Here is a 16,687-nt window from a genome sequence, read left to right on the forward strand (position 1 = left end):
GCAATGGCTTGACGAGGCTCCTTCAGCCGCACCGGATCGCGTTTGCGTGGCAGTCTGTTCTCATCAAGTTATGCCGCTCAGTTGATCGCTGAGCGGCATTTTTATTTGTGCGGCGCCGAGGTCGGCGGGCGGCCTTTCAGCGACACTTTCTTGGTCATGGGCACTTCACTTCCGTCCACGCTGAGCAGCATCCGGCATCGCATCTTTCATCGCGATCATGCTTCTTGATGATCCCGTTTGAGCCGTCAACTTGCGGCATGCCCAAACAAAAGCCTCCGGGATCTTTTCAGATGCCGGAGGCTTTTGATTGCAGCGATGATGTGTTCGGTCAACCCGGATTGAAGCGATCAATCCATCACTACGAGTCCATGTCCGGCGCTCACGATCAGACTGCATGCGGGAGCGCCGCAACATCGATTTACTCGAAGGTGCTGGCCATCTTGGCAGGCATAGGGATGTTCAGCCACTTCTTGACGATGGTGTTCAGCTCGCCGCTTTTCTTGGCTGCTGTCAGGGCCGCGTTGACCTTGCTCTTCAGCGCAGCCTCATCCTTGTTCAGGCCCACGTAGCAGCCCGATTCGTTGATGATGTACTTCAGCACAGGCTTGTTGTCCGGTGCTTTTTCGCCCAGCGCATACGCCACGAAGTCGCCGGTGCCGACCAGTTGCACCTGGCCCGACACATACGCCGAGATCAGGCTGTTGTTGTCTTCATAGCGCTTGATGGTGGTGCTCTTCGGTGCTGTGTCGGTCAGTTGCAGATCCTGGAAGGTGCCGCGGGCGACGCCCACAGTCTTGTTGGCCAGATCGGCTGCATTGGCAACCTTGACCGATGCCACGCCGAACACGCTGTTGTTGTACGGCGAGTAGGCTTGCGAGAAGTCGATGACCTTTTCGCGCTCAGGGCTCTTGCCCAGCGTCGAGATCACCAGATCAGCCTTGTGTGTTTGCAGATAGGCGATGCGGTTGGCGCTGGCGACTGCCACCAGTTGCACCTTGAGGCCCATGTTCTTGGCGATCAGGTTGGCGACGTCGATGTCCAGACCCTGCAGCTTCAGATCGGAGTTGACCGAACCGAAAGGCGCGAAATCCTGCGGCACGCCGATCCGGATGACGCCCGCTTTCTGGATGTCTGCCAGCGCATCTGCACTGGCGTTGAAAGAGAACACGGACATCAGGCTGAACGATACAGCCAGCATCGGTTTAACAAACTTCATGATTACCCCTTGTTGGAAAAAAGTTTTACAAGCACGCACTCGTTGATCAGATCGGATGATGGTCGAGCACATGCATTGTGTAAAGCAAAGTGCGTGCCTTGTCAGCGCGCCGTCAGCATTTGCAGCCCTGGATGATACCGCTTATGCCCTTGATCTGCAGGCCGCGCAGCACGGCGTTGCCTGCTTTTTTATTTCTGACCGGTTTCGATTATTTCGCTGTTGCCGGCGCTGCGATTTCACGCCCAAGACGCATGACGGTGACGCCCGCGCCGATGTGACGCAAGGACGGCATGACCAGCGTGCAGTTGTCATAAGGGGTGACGACTTCGCGTTCGCCTTCGCGCGCGATGACGGTGCCTGCAGTTGGGATGATTTCCATGCCGCGATAATCGTCGGCGAATTCAAGATCGTAACTCTGCGCCACCACCGGATCGGTCACGCCGATGAAGCGTTGCGGCACGCTGGTATCCACGCTCAGCATGTCCGCGACATCGGCTTCCGCAATCACGCCGGTGGTCACCAGAAAACGTGCTGCGGCGTCCAGCGCGACCTGTTTGCTCAGGGCGGAAAAGTGTTGGCCGCATTCGATCAGTAATGCATTCTTGTGGCTGGCCGGATCGCCGAAGCCGCCGTAGTCGCGCATGCGCACGCCGTTCGGATGGCCGGCATCGACGATCACGTGGGCCGGCGTCGCCATCTCGGCGGCCAGGCGCATGCCTTTGTCCAGCGGGCCGCTGACAATGAGCGGCGGCGCGGCTTCATGCATGGAGTGCAGATCGAGCATGTAGTCGACGGTGTCGATGATGGGGCGCAGTTCGCGTGCGCGGCGCAGTTCGGTGGATTGCTGTTCGCCGTCCAGGCGCGCGGCAGTCCAGACCCGGTTCATGTCTTCATCTATATAGCGCGATGCATCGGCGTTGGCGGCATCGAAGCGGGCATAGCCTTCGACGTTGGCGAAGCCGAGACTGATGCGTCCCTTGAGCGGCTTCAGACCACGCCGCAGCAGATGATCGACGGCGATGGCACCGCTGACTTCGTTACCGTGCATGAGCGCCATGATCATCACGTGCGGGCCTTCTGTCTGACTATCAAAACTATGCACGAAGGCAACGCCGGTATTGCCTTGACGCCAGCGGCTGATGTCGGGGAATTCTATTTCTACGGGATAGCTGCTCAGTGCGGCGCGAATCTGCTCTAGGGTTTTCATAGGATGTGGTGTGGATTTCTTTCGGCAGTCATCAGAATGTGCTGCCGCGCGGTGGCGTCGGGTGGTCCGATTTTTCAACGTCGGTCAGCGCGAGAAAAGTCGATGCCGACGGAAGCTGAGTATAAAAAGCAGGGGTGTCGGGCCGGTGCCGATTCGGCACATCTCTGTGCTTTTTTCGGTGGCGTTGCGGTCCATTTTCACCGGATGAGAATGGTGAGGCGTGAGTGCGTTATGACCAGGCTCATCAGGGCAGCTGCGTGATGATTGGATGGTGCTCTGTTCACGGAGATCGCGCGGAGCATAAGGTGCATGCAATAAGAAAATCAGTGCCGGAAAAACAAGAAAAATGGTGCTCGCCATTTGTGTGCATCGCGCAGAAAAATTTCACCGTTATGGTGATCGAAAAAAATGCCGCTTGCAAAGCATGCAAATTTTTTTGCGCTCATTCTTGTTCGGCATTCGCACTGACGCTGTCCCAGATGGTATTTACCAACACATCTGTACTGCCGCGCATGCGATACAGCGAAATATCAAATCGGACTCTCAGCTTGCTGTCGCCGATCACATGCAGACGGCCTTCGCTGAGGTCCTTGGCGATCAGTCGTTGCGGTAACCAGGCGACGCCGGTACCGCGTATGGCCATCTCCTGAATCGACTCATAGGAGTCGGCCTGATACACCATCTTCAATGCAGGTTGCTGTTCCAGTTCCGACAAGTGGCGCGCCAGTACGCCGCGCAAAGTGAGTGTCTGCGAAAAGGCCAGCCAGGGCACCGGCGCGGCGCCGTTGCTGAGCTGATAGCGCGGTTTGCCATGCTGGTCCGGCGCCGATACCGGCACCAGCAGTTCATGCGCCAGCGTCAGCGATTCATAGCGCCGATGATCCATCAGCATGCGGCTGGCCGGGCTGGAATAGATGAGCAGCATGTCGGCTTCGCCGGCCGCCAGTTTCATCACCACATCCTGTGCGCCGCCGGTGCTGATCGAGACGGGAAACTCGCCGCACTGACGGCGTATGCCTTCATACCAGTCGGGGAAAAAGGTCTGCGCCAGCGTGCGGCCGGTGGCGAAGCGCAGCACCGGCTCATTCTGCTGCGCGCTTTCCTTGAGTTGCGCGCGGGCGGCGTAGAGCACGTCGACCGAGTTGCTGGCGGCATCCAGAAACAGCATGCCGGCACGCGTGAGCGTGACCGGTTGCGTGCGGGTCACCAGTTCGCTGCCGACCCATTCTTCCAGCGCCTTGATGCGACGCCCGAATGCCGGATGCGTGACGAAGCGGTTTTCCGCCGCGCGCGAAAAACTGCGCGTGCGCGCCAATTCGATGAAGTCTTCAAGCCAGACGAGATGCACGTTCTATCCTTGTTATTTGCCGGTTGCGGCATGCTACCAAAGATCGGCATCGAAGATGCGCGGCTGTTTTATCGCCTGCTGATTTATTGATGAGAGGTGTTGCGTGGCGGCCTTGGTTTATTGCTTCGGCCAGTTAATGATGGTGGCGGGTTTTTTGGAGGCTTGGTGTTGCCGCAGCTTGTTGTGATCGCTGTGGTTGAGCGGCAGGCAAGCTGAAGAGTGGCCGGCTTGCCTGTCCTTTCCACTGCGCCGGATGAGCCGGTCGCGTGAAATCTTCAGGCGTTTGCATCCGAGTCTGCGTGTTTCATCTGTGCGGCCAGCCATGCTGTGAAGTCGGCCTGCATGGCGGGCGTGAATTCATGGTCGGCCGGATATTCGCGATACACGGTCTGTACCTTGTGCGCGCTCAGCAGGCTGTGTGAATTGCGTCCCAGCGCAATCGGAAGCTTGCTGTCGTGTACGCCGTGTGAGACGAAGGCATGCTGCATTTTCAGGGCATCAGGATCCGCCATCAGCGCTGCGATTTCAGGCAGGATGCGGCCGCTCCACAGGCCGAAGCCGCGAATCGCCTTGGGCTCGGTCAGGCCGACACTGGCGCTCATGATGCCGCCCTGACTGAAGCCCGCCAGCCAGATGCGATCCGGATCGATACCATGCGCCGCCGGCAGCGCTGCGATGAAATCCAGCAGCGTGCGTCGCGCCTGTTCCGCTTGCGCCGGATTGATGACCGGGCCGTTGGCGGTAAAGCTGACCTGAAACCAGCCGAATTGATTCGGCCCGAAACTCAGCGGGCCGCGTGCCAGGATGACAGTGAGATCAGGATCCTGGCGTGCGGCAATATCCATCAGGCCGGCTTCATTGGCACCGACGCCGTGCAGCAGAATCAGGCATGGCGAATTTTTGGTGCCGCCTTGCGCGGGACGCAGGCGATGCAGCAAGGGCAGGGTGTCGTTTTGTATCAGTTGATTCAGCTTGGAAGGCATGGCGGCTTTCATGGTGAACGGAGGGGCGCGCTGGTTTATACGGCCACGGCGCTTTTGTTTCGGTGGAAGAAGTCGAAGTGAAGTCGGGAGCAGGGTAAAGCTTGCCGTCTCGAGGAAAAAGACCGTGTGGTGGAATGGATAGTCTTGTAAATGTTGACAACGCATTCGGCGCACTGATGTGCAGGCGTTGGCTGACCTTATTGAAGCGGGGCGAACGGTATGGCGCCGCCTTTGCGACAGCTCATTTCAGCAGATGTCTGTAAGCTTGCCTGAAATTGTCATTTGTTGTTTTATGGTCAATGCATTTAATGCCGATTGGATTTGCTGGGGGAGCAGCGCACTTGCAATTTCCTGGGGCAAAAGAAAAATGGCCGGGCAATCTGATTTGCCCGGCCATTCCATTGCTGGCTTGCTGTGTCATTGAAGACTGGCGGTCCTGATTGCAATCATTCGCGGACTTCCAGCGCCCGGTTCAGGCTCAGCGCGGCCAGCGAGCAGACTGCACCCGACAGCAGATAGAAGCTGACGTAGGCCATGCCGAAGTGGGCCGACAATCCCAGCGCCACCAGCGGAGCAAAACCGGCGCCGACCAGCCAGGCCAGGTCGGAGGTCAGCGCGGCACCGGTATAGCGATACTTGGCGCTGAAGTTGGCGGTTACGGCACCGGCTGCCTGACCGTAGGACAGGCCCAGCAGCGCAAAACCCAGCAGGATGAAGGTGTTCTGGCCGGCTTCGCCTCCATTCATCAGCATCGGCACAAAGGCGCTCAGGATGGCGATCAGCAGGGCCAGTGTGCCCAAGGTGTTGCGACGCCCCATGCGGTCGGCAATGAGACCCGAGACCACGATGCCGGCCGCCATGATGACGGCGCCGAAGACCTGCATCCAAAGGAAATCGCTCAGACTGCGCAGCGAATACAGCGAAATCCACGACAGCGGAAACACCGTGACCAGATGGAAGAGTGCATAACTGGCGAGCGCCGCGAGTGCTCCGATGACGATGTTGCGGCCCTGAGTGCGAGTGATTTCAATCACGCCGGCCGGTTCCAGCTCACTCTTGTCGAGCAGGCGGGCGTATTCCGGAGTCGAGACCAGGCGCAGGCGAGCGAACAAAGCTACAACATTAATCGCAAAAGCTACATAAAACGGATAGCGCCAACCCCAATCCAGAAATTCTTCCGTGGTAAGATTTGCCAACATATAGGCGAACAGGCTGCCGGCGATGATGAATCCGATCGGCGCGCCCAGTTGGCCCAGCGCGGCAAACCAGCCGCGACGATGTTGGGGGGCATTCAGCGCGAGCAGTGACGGCAGACCGTCCCAGGCGCCGCCAAGCGCAACACCCTGGCCTATACGCAGCAGCGACAGTAGAATGATCGACCAGAATCCGAGATGCGCAAAAGTAGGCAGCAAGGCAATACCCGCGGTAGATAAGCCCAGCAGGAACAAGGCCATTGTCAGTTTGACCTCGCGGCCGTAACTGCGCTGGATCGCCATGAATATCACCGTGCCGAAAGGCCGCGCAAGGAAAGCGAAAGCAAAGATCACGAAGGCCATCAGCGTGCCTTCCAGCTTTTGCAGATACGGAAAGAACACGGCCGGGAACACCATTACCGAGGCCAGAGCATAGACAAAGAAGTCAAAGTATTCGGAAGCGCGTCCTATGACGACGCCGATTGCGATTTCGCCGGGGGCGATTTCAGAGTGTTCTGATTGAGTTCGCGGAGAACCGGAAGTGTTGGAGTGAAGATGTGAATCGGCCGAACCTTTGCCGCTGTGGATGTTGATGCTTGCCATGGTCTTTGTCTCCCAGGTTTGAGGTTTAGTCGCAGTACGTATCTCATCCTTGCGATGCAGCCTGCCAGGGTGAGACAAAACGTCCAATCGCCAACACACTTTATTGCCGTTACATTAGCATGCTCTGCTACATTCGACTGGACTTTTCCTTCATGGTTTCCACTATAGCTCGTCGCGGATTACTGCTTTTGCCCGCTCTCTTGTTGGCCGGATGCAACACCGTCGTGATGAATCCGTCTGGCGATATCGCCTCCCAACAGGGACGTCTTATCGTAATTTCCACCCTGCTGATGCTGCTGATCATCGTTCCGGTGATCATTCTTACCTGTGTCTTCGCCTGGCGTTATCGTCAGAGCAACAAATCTGCACCTTACGAACCTGACTGGGATCACTCGACCCAGCTGGAACTCATCATCTGGGGCGCGCCACTGCTGATCATCATCGCACTGGGCCTGCTGACCTGGATCACCACTCACACTCTGGATCCGTACCGCCCGCTGTCGCGTCTCGACGAAAATCGTCCGATTCCGGCGGAAACCAAGACCCTGACGGTCGAAGTTGTGGCGCTGGACTGGAAGTGGCTGTTCATCTACCCGGAGCAAGGCATCGCCACCGTGAATGAACTGGCTGCGCCGGTCGACATGCCGATCCGCTTCAAGATCACTGCTTCGAACGTGATGAATTCCTTCTTCATCCCGGCGCTGGCTGGTCAGATCTACGCGATGCCCGGCATGGAAACCAAGCTGCACGCGGTGATCAACAAGCCCGGTGAGTTCGACGGCTTCTCTGCCAACTACAGCGGCGCCGGCTTCTCGCATATGCGCTTCAAGTTCCATGGCATGACTCAGGAAGGTTTCGACAACTGGGTCAAGAACGCCAAGGCCAATCCAGGCACCATGACGCGCGCCGACTACATCAAACTGGAAAAGCCGAGCGAGCGCGAGCCTGCACGCCAGTTTGGTAGCGTGGACAACAATTTGTTCCATGCCATCGTCAACCGCTGCGTCGAAGCGAATGCCGTCTGCATGGACAAGATGATGGCGTCCGACCTGAACGTAAAGCCAGGCCAGCGTCATGAATGAGCGCTTCGCGCATCTCAGTAGCGATGACGCGGGCAACTGCGCCACATTTTCCTTTTTCCCCGGGAAGTAACGATGTTTGACAATATTGATCTGATGAAGCTGATATTCGGCCGTCTCAGCTGGGAAGCGATTCCCTACCACGAGCCGATTCTGATGGTAACTTTCGCCGGCGTCGTCTTCGGCGGCGCGGTTGTCCTCGGCCTGCTGACCAAATACCGCCTGTGGGGCATGTTGTGGCGCGACTGGTTTACCAGCATCGACCACAAACGTATCGGCATCATGTACATCATCTTCGCGATCGTGATGCTGCTGCGCGGCTTCGCCGATGCATTGATGATGCGCGCCCAGCAGGCGCTGGCCTTCGGCGATAACGCCGGTTTCCTGCCGCCGCACCACTACGATCAGGTGTTCACCGCCCACGGCGTGATCATGATTTTCTTCGTGGCGATGCCGCTGGTGACCGGTCTGATGAACTACGTGGTGCCGCTGCAGATCGGTGCGCGCGACGTGGCCTTCCCGTTCCTCAACAACTTCAGCTTCTGGATGACCGCATTCGGTGGCGGCCTGGTGATGGCTTCGCTGTTCGTCGGTGAGTTCGCTCGTACCGGCTGGCTGGCGTATCCGCCGCTGTCGGGCATGCTCTACAGTCCGGACGTGGGGGTTGATTACTACATCTGGGCCTTGCAGGTGGCCGGGGTAGGGACGCTGCTATCAGGCATCAACCTGCTGGTGACCATCGTCAAGATGCGCGCACCTGGCATGAACATGATGAAGATGCCGGTGTTCACCTGGACTTCGCTGTGCACCAACGTGCTGATCGTGGCTGCCTTCCCGATCCTGACCGCTGTGCTGGCGATGCTGTCGCTGGACCGCGTGTTCGGCACCAACTTCTTCACCAACGACATGGGCGGCAACGCCATGATGTACGTGAACCTGATCTGGATCTGGGGTCACCCTGAGGTCTACATTCTGGTTCTGCCTGCATTCGGTATCTTCTCCGAAGTGGTGTCGACCTTCTGCGGCAAGCGCCTGTTCGGTTACACCTCGATGGTGTATGCGACCGTCGTGATCACCATCCTGTCCTATCTGGTCTGGCTGCACCACTTCTTCACCATGGGTTCGGGTGCGAGCGTCAACTCGTTCTTCGGTATCACCACGATGATCATCTCGATCCCGACCGGCGCCAAGATCTTCAACTGGCTGTTCACGATGTACCGCGGTCGCATCCGCTTCGAACTGCCGATGCTGTGGACCATGGGCTTCATGATCACCTTCGTGATCGGCGGTATGACCGGCGTGCTGCTGGCCGTGCCTCCTGCCGACTTCGTGCTGCACAACAGCCTGTTCCTGATTGCTCACTTCCACAACGTGATCATCGGCGGTGTCCTGTTCGGTATGTTTGCCGGTATCAACTACTGGTTCCCGAAGGCCTTCGGCTTCCGTCTGAACGATTTCTGGGGCCGTTGCTGCTTCTGGTTCTGGACCATCGGTTTCTACATCGCCTTCATGCCGCTGTACGTGCTGGGTCTGATGGGCGTGACCCGCCGCATGAGCCACTTCGACGATCCATCGCTGCAGATCTGGTTCCAGATCGCTGCGTTTGGCGCGGTTCTGATTGCTCTGGGCATCGGTTCCTTCCTGATCCAGATCGCCGTCAGTATCCGCGATCGCAAGAAGCTGGCCGATTTCACCGGCGACCCATGGGATGGCCGTACTCTGGAATGGTCGACTTCGTCGCCGCCGCCAGCCTACAACTTCGCGTTCACTCCGGTCATTCATGACAATGATGCCTGGACCGACATGAAGGCCAACGCCTACAAGCGTCCGCAAGAAGGCTTCGTCAAGATTCACATGCCGAAGAACACCGGTGCCGGCTTCATCATCGCGGCCCTGAGTGCAGCAGTTGGTTTTGGCATGATCTGGCATATGTGGTTGCTGGCAATCGGCGCCTTCGTGGCGACCGTGGTTGCAACCATCGTGCACACCTTTAATTACAACCGCGATTACTACATTCCGGCCGACGAAGTCGTCCGTGTTGAAGGTGAACGCACTAGCTTGTTGAACAGCCATGTCTGAAGCCATTACATCCACGGCCGGCGCGACGCCTAGCTCGCGCTACTTTGTCCGGGAGCATCATCCTGAAAACGGAACCCTGCTGGGGTTCTGGATTTACCTGATGAGCGACTGCCTGATCTTCGCCTGCCTGTTTGCGACCTACGCCGTACTCGGCCGCAACTATGCCGGCGGTCCAACCGGTGCCGAATTGTTCGACCTGCCGCTGGTCGCGCTCAATACTGCGCTGCTGCTGTTCTCGTCGATCACCTACGGCTTTGCCATGCTGGCGATGCAAGCCAAGAATCAGCGCAGCACACTGATCTGGCTGGCTATCACCGGTCTGTTCGGTCTAGGCTTCATCTACTTCGAACTGTACGAGTTTGCGCACCTGATCCACGAAGGCGCAGGCCCGGCGCGCAGCGGCTTCCTGACCTCGTTCTTCGCGCTGGTCGGCACTCACGGTCTGCACGTCAGCTTCGGCATCATCTGGCTGGTGGTCCTGATGTTTCAGGTCAAGCGCCACGGTCTGACGCCTGAAAACGGTCGTCGCCTGATGTGCCTGTCCATGTTCTGGCACTTTCTGGACGTGGTCTGGATCGGCGTTTTCACCTTTGTCTATCTGATGGGAGTCCTGCCATGAGCCGCGGTCACCAAGAACATCCGGCCCGCCCGATGGGGCATCATGATGACGACCATCATGATCACCATGGCCATGACGAGCATGCCAATCACGGCACCTACAAGAGCTACTTCACCGGTTTCATACTGGCCGTAGTCCTGACCGCCATTCCGTTCTGGCTGGTGATGAGCAAGGTATTCGACAGCTCCAGCACCACCGGTATCGTCTTGCTGGCGTTCGCTGCGGTGCAGATCGTGGTGCACATGGTCTACTTCCTGCACATGAACACCAAGTCTGAAGGCGGCTGGAACATGCTGGCCATGATCTTCACCATCGTGGTGGTGGTGATCATGCTGGCGGGTTCGCTGTGGGTCATGTATCACCTGAACCACAACATGATGCCTAGCATGTCGACTGACTCGTCCATGCACGAAAGCGTGCCTGAGTCGATCCAGAAGGGCATGCAGCACAACATGCAAAACATGAAATGAGTCTGACGCCACGCAATGGCGTGACGACAGGCAATACGGACGCGGCGCAAGCCGCTCCGCAATCCCGCTCCAAGGCCAGCCGCATTCTGCTGGTGCTTTGCGCGGGATTGTTTTTTGCGGGCTTCGTCGCGCTCGGCACCTGGCAAGTGGTGCGTCTTCAATGGAAACTGGCGCTGATCGAACGCGTTGATCAGCGCGTGCACGCGCTTGCAAGCGATGCGCCGGGGCGCGAGCGCTGGCCCCAGATCAGCGCCGACAGCGATGAATATCGTCACGTCAGATTGTCCGGCCGTTTCCTCTATCCGCGAACTGCCGCGGTGCAGGCATCGACCACGCTGGGCAGCGGCTTCTGGCTGCTGACGCCGCTGCAGATGGCCAACGGCGAAACCGTCCTGATCAATCGCGGCTTCGTGAAATCGGCGCCGCAGGCGACTCAGGCGGACGCGGTCAGTGGTGCTGGTGAAACTGTCGCCGTCACCGGTTTGTTGCGCATGACCGAACCGCACGGTGGATTCCTGCGCACCAATGATCCGGCGGCCGGCCGCTGGTTTTCACGCGATGTGCAGGCAATCGCGGCCGCGCAAGGCCTGAGCAATGCCGCGCCTTACTTTGTTGATGCCGACAAGGATGGCATTACCGTTGCCGACGCAGCAACTGCGGCCAAACCGGCGGCAGAGCAGGGCGCCGAAGCGCCGGTCGGCGGACTGACCGTGATTGCCTTCCATAACAACCACCTGGTATATGCTCTGACTTGGTATGCTCTCGCCCTGATGGTGGCGGGCGCCTGCTACTGGGTCGTGCGCGATGACCGTCGCTTGCAGCGCGGGCGCACAGCAGCAAATGGAACAGACCGGGAATTGAAAGATGGCAAGCAGTAGCGAAAAGAATCCTGCAGCAAAGGGAATAAGAAAGTTGTGGTCGCGCGGCATCGGGGTGGAGAACCCGGCCGGTCACAAGAACATGCTGCTGCTGATCCAGCTGCGCTGGCTGGCGGTGTTCGGCCAGGCCGTCACGATCGCCTTCGTGATACTGGTATTCGATATTCAGTTGCCGCTGCCGCACATGCTGGAAGTGCTGTCCTGCCTGATCGCCTTCAACATCGCCAGCCACCTGCGCTGGCATGAACATCGTCCGGTCACCAACGCCGAACTGTTTCTGGCACTGCTGGTGGACGTCGCCACGTTGACCGTGCAGCTTTACCTCAGCGGCGGCACCACCAATCCTTTCGCCTTCCTGTTTCTGATGCAGATCATTCTGAGCGCGGTGCTGCTGCAGACCTGGTCGAGCTGGGCGATTGTCGGCATCTGCGTGCTGTGCCTGGCCGGGCTGGCCTTGTTTTCAGAACCCTTGTCGCTGCCGCCGGATCACGGCAACGGCCTGTCCAGCCTGTATGTGGAAGGCATGTTGATCTGTTTCCTGCTCAATGCCGGGCTGCTGGTGTTTTTCATCACCCGCATCAACCAGAATCTGCGTGCCGGCGACGCCTTGCTGGCCGATCTGCGCCAGCGCGCCGCCGAAGAAGATCACATCGTGCGCATGGGGCTGCTGGCCTCGGGCGCCGCGCATGAACTCGGCACGCCGCTGGCGACGCTGTCGGTGATTCTGGGCGACTGGCGCCGCATGCCGGAATTCGGTCAGAATCCTGAACTGCTGGAAGAGCTTGGCGAAATGCAGGCGCAATTGCAGCGCTGCAAATCCATCGTCAGCGGCATTCTTTTATCGGCCGGCGAAGCGCGCGGCGAGTCCTCGGTCAAGACTACGCTCAACACCTTCCTCGACGATCTGGCCAAGGACTGGCGCAGCTCGCGTCCGGTGACGGCCTTCGAATATCTGAACCGCATCGAGCAGGACGTGACGGTGGTGTTCGATTCTGCGCTCAAGCAAATGATAGGCAATGTGCTGGACAACGCCTTCGAAGCCTCGCCCGAGTGGCTCTCGCTGGAGGCCGAACGCGACGGCGATCTGCTGGTGCTGTCGGTGCGCGACCGCGGGCCCGGCTTTCCCGACTGGATGCTGGCGCAGCTCGGCAAACCCTATCAGTCCAGCAAGGGAAAGCCCGGTCGCGGGCTGGGTCTGTTCTTCGTCGTCAATGTCGCGCGCAAGCTGGGCGGCACGGTCTCGGCCGGCAATCGCGATGCACATGGCGATGCAGGCGCCAAGGGCGGGGCGCTGGTGCGCCTGACGCTGCCGCTGTCGGCGATACGCCTGGAAGAAACTGAAAACAAGGATGCACAACATGTCGGCTGAACGTCTGCTGCTGATCATCGAAGACGATGCCGCTTTTGCCCGTACCCTCAGCCGCTCCTTCGAGCGGCGCGACTATCGGGTCTTGCTGGCCTCGAACCAGGATGAGGCGGCGGCACATCTGAAAGAACATTCGCCCGGCTATGCCGTGGTCGATCTCAAATTGAGCGGTAACGGCTCAGGTCTCGCCTGCGTGCAGATGCTGCACAAGCATGACGACGCCATGCTGATCGTGGTGCTGACCGGTTTCGCCAGCATCACCACGGCGGTCGAAGCCATCAAGCTGGGCGCCTGCCAGTATCTGGCCAAGCCGTCCAATACCGACGACATTGAAGCCGCCTTCGGCCACGTCGCCGGTTCTTCCGACGTCGAATTGCCGGCGCGCGCCACCTCGATCAAAACGCTGGAGTGGGAGCGCATCCACGAAATGCTGGTCGAGACCGATTTCAATATTTCCGAGACCGCGCGACGGCTCGGCATGCACAGACGCACCCTGGCGCGCAAGCTGGAGAAGCAGCGCATCAAGTGAGGCGCTGATGCGGTGCTGAAGCACGAAGCACAAATAAAAAAGAGGCGGATCACTCCGCCTCTTTTTTTTACGCTTCGACCAACTTGCTCAGACTCAGACTCAGACTCAGACTCAGACTTAGGCCAGCAAGAACTTCGTCACCGCGTCGCCAAAGGCTTGCGGCTGCTGCTGATTGGAGATGTGGGCAGCATCGAACTCGACATACTGTGCGCCCGCAATCTGCTGCTCCATGAAATGGGCATCGGCCGGCGGAGTCGGTACGTCGCCGCTGCCGGCCACGATCAGCGTCGGCGCCTTGATGCCGGTGATCGCTGCACGCAAATCATTGTCGCGTACTGCGGCACAGGCGCCGGCATAGCCCTCGTCCGGCGTCGCCTTCAGCATGGCGCTGAGCGCCTCGACCTGGGCCGGATTCTTCTCGGCGTATTCAGGCGTCAGCCAGCGCGAGACCACTGCTGCGGCAATCGTCGCCAGGCCGTCCTTCTGCACCGTGGCAATCCGTGAGGTCCATGTGTCGGCAGTGCCGATCAGTGCGCCGGTATTGCACAGCACCAGCTTGTTGACGCGCTCCGGATGATGGACCGCCAGCCACATGAAGGTGCTGCCGCCCATCGACAGGCCGCAGAAGTGCGCCTTCTGAATATCCAGATGGTCGAGCAGGGCGATCACATCGCCGCCCAGCTGCGGGATGGTGTAGGGCGCCGGCGTTACCTGCGATTGACCATGGCCGCGCGTGTCGTAGCGCAGCACGCGGAAATGTTGCGTGAATTGCGCAATCTGCGGTTCCCACATCGCCAGCGAGGTGCCGAGCGAATTGGACAGCACCAGCACCGGCAGCGACGCATCGCCGTCCAGTTGATAGTGCAGCCTGACGTCCTTGAGTGTTGCGAATGGCATGTTTTCTCCTCTACAGCGCCGGATCATGAAATCTGGTCCGGCGCTCTTGGTATTGATGCATCAGTTCAGAGTTTGCACACGCCGTCGACGTAGGCCTTGCGCCAGCGCTTGATCTCGACACGGCCGAACAGATTGACGGTGGTGAAAGGATCGGCGGCGATCAGCGCTTCGGCTTCGGCGCGGGTATCGACATCGACGACGTACAGGCCGCCGCCGGCGTCGCTGCCGTCGTCATTGAGCTTGGCGCCGCAGGCGATCAGCTTGGGTGCGATCTCGGCCAGGAACTTCAGATGTTCGGCCCGGGCTTGCTGGCGCACATGCTGGTGATCCGGCTTGTCCCAGGTTTCGATGATGAAGGGCATGGCGGCTCCTTATTCGACTTGGGCGATGGCGGAAGGGTGCTGCGTCAGCGGCGTGACGCTGACTGTCATGTAGGGGTACAGCGGCAGACTGATCAGCAACTGATGCAGCTCTTCATTACCGGAGACATTGAAAATGCTGACGTTGGCGTATTGGCCGACCACGCGCCACAGATCGCGCCACTTGCCTTCGCGCTGCAGCTTTTGCGACATTTCCTTTTCTTCCTTCTTGAGCGCGTCGGCGATGTTCTTGTCCAGCGAGGCAGGAATATTGACCTGCATTTGCACCATGAACAGCATGTTGATTCTCCGTGTTGGTTGAGGCAAATGACCGGCTGAGTACTTTGATGTACGAAGCCGGTCGTCGGGTGATTCAGATAAGTTTCAAACGACAGACTACAGATAGGACGCAGCGAGCACGGCCAGGATATACACAATGCCGATCCAGATCGCCATGATCACGGTGTAGCCCATGATGTCCTTGAGCTTCAGTTTCGACAGCGCCAGCGCCGGCAGAATCCAGAACGGCTGAACCAGATCGTTCCAGGCATTGCCCAGCATGACCGACATCGAAGTATGCGCCAGCGAGCCGCCCAGCGCTTTGGCCGCATCGATCATGAACGGACCCTGGATCACCCAGTGGCCGCCGCCGGACGGCGCGAAGAAGTTGATCACGAAGGAGCTGAGCAGGCCCCAGAACGGCAGCGATTGCGCAGTCGACACATTCACGAACACCTGCGAGATGCTGTTGACCAGACCGGATGAGGCCATGATCGCCATGATGCCGGCGTAGAACGGATATTGCAGGATGATGCCGCCGATGGTCTTGATGCCTTCATTGAGTTTCTCGACATACGCCAGCGGCGTGCCCAGCAAAAGGATGCCGAGGAACAGGATGATGAAGTTGATCAGGTTCAGATCCAGCGAACCGCCCTTGATGAAGTAGAACACCACGTAAGCCACGCCGCACAGGCCGATCAGCATGCTGAGGATGCGGCTGTGATTGAGCTTGTGCGCAATCGTGTCGGCATCCAGCAGGCTGTTGCCGCCGGCCTTGCGATCATTGCTGTCGATGGCCGGGTCGACCTCGACCACCGCCTCGCCTTTTTTCGGATGCAGCCAGGCATTGAGCAGCGGCAGGGTGATCAGCACCACCAGCGAAGTGATCAGCATCGGCGCCGAGAAAATGGTTTCGCTGAGCGGGATCACGCCCATCTGCGACTCCAGCGGATGGCCCTTGGTCGAGATCAGCACCGGGATGCTGGCCGACAGGCCCAGGCCGTACATGGTGAAGCCGCTATATGCAGAGGCGATGATCAGCGGGTAATGCACGCCCTTCACCTTGAGCGCCAGTTTCTTGGCAATCACGCCGCCGATCACCAGACCGAAGCCCCAGTTCAGATAACTGCCGATGCAGCCGACCAGAGTCGCGACGATGATCGCAGTCGACGGGCTGTGCACCTTGCCGACGATCTTGTCGAGCATGCGATCGGTCAGCGGCGCGGTGGCCAGCACATAGCCCATGGCCAGAATCACCGCCATCTGGGTGGTGAAGGCCAGCAGGCTCCAGAAGCCCTTGCCCCAGCCGGTGACCACATCAACCGGCGCCTTACCTTCCACCAGCATGGCCAGCACCATCGTCAGCAGACTCAGGATGATGGCGAAGACGAAAGGGTCGGGCAGGTAGCGCCGCATCAGTTCGGTAAAAAAGCTTGTTAGTTTTGTCATGTCCGTCTGTCTCTGGTTGCGGTTGGGTTAAAGCTCAGGAGCAAGCTCAGGATCGAGATCAAGACCGCAGGTGAAACAGCCGCTTGCCTCACACATCGGATGTGTCGGCTGCCACGGCTGCGTCGCATTCGGT

Annotated in this window: 18 protein-coding genes; 7 read left to right on the plus strand and 11 right to left on the minus strand. The window is 58.9% G+C overall.

Annotation, left to right across the window (positions count from 1 at the left end):
- Positions 1-418: 418 nt before the first annotated feature.
- The 7 genes from PQR62_RS13470 to PQR62_RS13500 all read right to left on the minus strand — a co-directional run bounded on the left by PQR62_RS13470 (position 419) and on the right by PQR62_RS13500 (position 6,550).
- Complete coding sequence (locus PQR62_RS13470; protein WP_408158453.1) at positions 419-1,216, minus strand: transporter substrate-binding domain-containing protein; 798 nt, start codon at positions 1,214-1,216, stop codon at positions 419-421.
- 208 nt (positions 1,217-1,424) lie between these two features.
- A complete protein-coding gene (locus PQR62_RS13475; RefSeq protein ID WP_408158454.1) occupies positions 1,425-2,423 on the minus strand; it encodes a M14 family metallopeptidase in 999 nt (332 codons plus the stop codon).
- Between the two features lie 84 nt (positions 2,424-2,507).
- Positions 2,508-2,783, minus strand: coding sequence for a hypothetical protein (locus PQR62_RS13480; RefSeq protein ID WP_408158455.1), 276 nt, complete (start codon positions 2,781-2,783; stop codon positions 2,508-2,510).
- A gap of 82 nt (positions 2,784-2,865) precedes the next feature.
- Complete coding sequence (locus PQR62_RS13485) at positions 2,866-3,771, minus strand: LysR family transcriptional regulator (RefSeq protein WP_408158456.1); 906 nt, start codon at positions 3,769-3,771, stop codon at positions 2,866-2,868.
- A gap of 275 nt (positions 3,772-4,046) precedes the next feature.
- On the minus strand, positions 4,047-4,754 hold the full coding sequence (locus PQR62_RS13490; protein WP_408158457.1) for an alpha/beta hydrolase: 708 nt from the start codon (positions 4,752-4,754) through the stop codon (positions 4,047-4,049).
- A gap of 246 nt (positions 4,755-5,000) precedes the next feature.
- Complete coding sequence (locus tag PQR62_RS13495; RefSeq protein WP_408158458.1) at positions 5,001-5,156, minus strand: hypothetical protein; 156 nt, start codon at positions 5,154-5,156, stop codon at positions 5,001-5,003.
- 44 nt (positions 5,157-5,200) lie between these two features.
- Entirely contained in the window at positions 5,201-6,550 is a 1,350-nt protein-coding gene (locus tag PQR62_RS13500; RefSeq protein WP_408158459.1) for an MFS transporter, read from the minus strand.
- 152 nt (positions 6,551-6,702) lie between these two features.
- Between PQR62_RS13500 and cyoA the strand changes: the two genes are divergently transcribed.
- From cyoA to PQR62_RS13535, 7 genes are all read left to right on the plus strand, one after another.
- Positions 6,703-7,632 carry a ubiquinol oxidase subunit II gene (cyoA, locus tag PQR62_RS13505; RefSeq protein WP_408158460.1) on the plus strand — a complete coding sequence of 310 codons (930 nt, stop codon included), beginning with the start codon at positions 6,703-6,705 and terminating at the stop codon, positions 7,630-7,632.
- Positions 7,633-7,704: 72 nt separating this feature from the next.
- Positions 7,705-9,708 (plus strand): cytochrome o ubiquinol oxidase subunit I, encoded by a 2,004-nt coding sequence (cyoB, locus tag PQR62_RS13510; protein ID WP_408158461.1) that lies wholly within the window; start codon positions 7,705-7,707, stop codon positions 9,706-9,708.
- A complete protein-coding gene (gene cyoC / locus PQR62_RS13515) occupies positions 9,701-10,327 on the plus strand; it encodes a cytochrome o ubiquinol oxidase subunit III (protein WP_408158462.1) in 627 nt (208 codons plus the stop codon). Before cyoB ends, cyoC begins: the two co-directional genes overlap by 8 nt.
- A complete protein-coding gene (gene cyoD, locus PQR62_RS13520; protein WP_408158463.1) occupies positions 10,324-10,797 on the plus strand; it encodes a cytochrome o ubiquinol oxidase subunit IV in 474 nt (157 codons plus the stop codon). The genes cyoC and cyoD overlap by 4 nt, the downstream gene beginning before the upstream one ends.
- Positions 10,794-11,675, plus strand: a complete 882-nt coding sequence (locus PQR62_RS13525) for an SURF1 family protein (RefSeq protein ID WP_408158464.1) — start codon at positions 10,794-10,796, stop codon at positions 11,673-11,675. Before cyoD ends, PQR62_RS13525 begins: the two co-directional genes overlap by 4 nt.
- Positions 11,662-13,044 (plus strand): ATP-binding protein, encoded by a 1,383-nt coding sequence (locus PQR62_RS13530; protein WP_408158465.1) that lies wholly within the window; start codon positions 11,662-11,664, stop codon positions 13,042-13,044. Before PQR62_RS13525 ends, PQR62_RS13530 begins: the two co-directional genes overlap by 14 nt.
- The gene (locus PQR62_RS13535) at positions 13,034-13,570 is read left to right on the plus strand and encodes a response regulator transcription factor (protein WP_408158466.1); all 537 of its coding nucleotides are present in this window, start codon (positions 13,034-13,036) and stop codon (positions 13,568-13,570) included. The genes PQR62_RS13530 and PQR62_RS13535 overlap by 11 nt, the downstream gene beginning before the upstream one ends.
- A gap of 117 nt (positions 13,571-13,687) precedes the next feature.
- On the opposite strand, the gene pcaD is transcribed toward PQR62_RS13535, so the two are convergent.
- The 4 genes from pcaD to PQR62_RS13555 all read right to left on the minus strand — a co-directional run bounded on the left by pcaD (position 13,688) and on the right by PQR62_RS13555 (position 16,554).
- The gene (gene pcaD / locus PQR62_RS13540; protein ID WP_408158467.1) at positions 13,688-14,467 is read right to left on the minus strand and encodes a 3-oxoadipate enol-lactonase; all 780 of its coding nucleotides are present in this window, start codon (positions 14,465-14,467) and stop codon (positions 13,688-13,690) included.
- A gap of 65 nt (positions 14,468-14,532) precedes the next feature.
- A complete protein-coding gene (locus PQR62_RS13545; protein ID WP_408158468.1) occupies positions 14,533-14,829 on the minus strand; it encodes a YciI family protein in 297 nt (98 codons plus the stop codon).
- A 9-nt stretch (positions 14,830-14,838) separates the two neighbouring features.
- Complete coding sequence (catC, locus tag PQR62_RS13550; RefSeq protein ID WP_408158469.1) at positions 14,839-15,126, minus strand: muconolactone Delta-isomerase; 288 nt, start codon at positions 15,124-15,126, stop codon at positions 14,839-14,841.
- Positions 15,127-15,222: 96 nt separating this feature from the next.
- Positions 15,223-16,554: a short-chain fatty acid transporter gene (locus PQR62_RS13555; protein WP_408158470.1), complete on the minus strand. Its 1,332-nt coding sequence runs from the start codon at positions 16,552-16,554 to the stop codon at positions 15,223-15,225.
- Positions 16,555-16,687: the final 133 nt, after the last annotated feature.

This window comes from Herbaspirillum lusitanum, assembly GCF_046025995.1.
GTDB classification, from domain to species: Bacteria; Pseudomonadota; Gammaproteobacteria; order Burkholderiales; family Burkholderiaceae_D; genus Herbaspirillum; species Herbaspirillum lusitanum_A.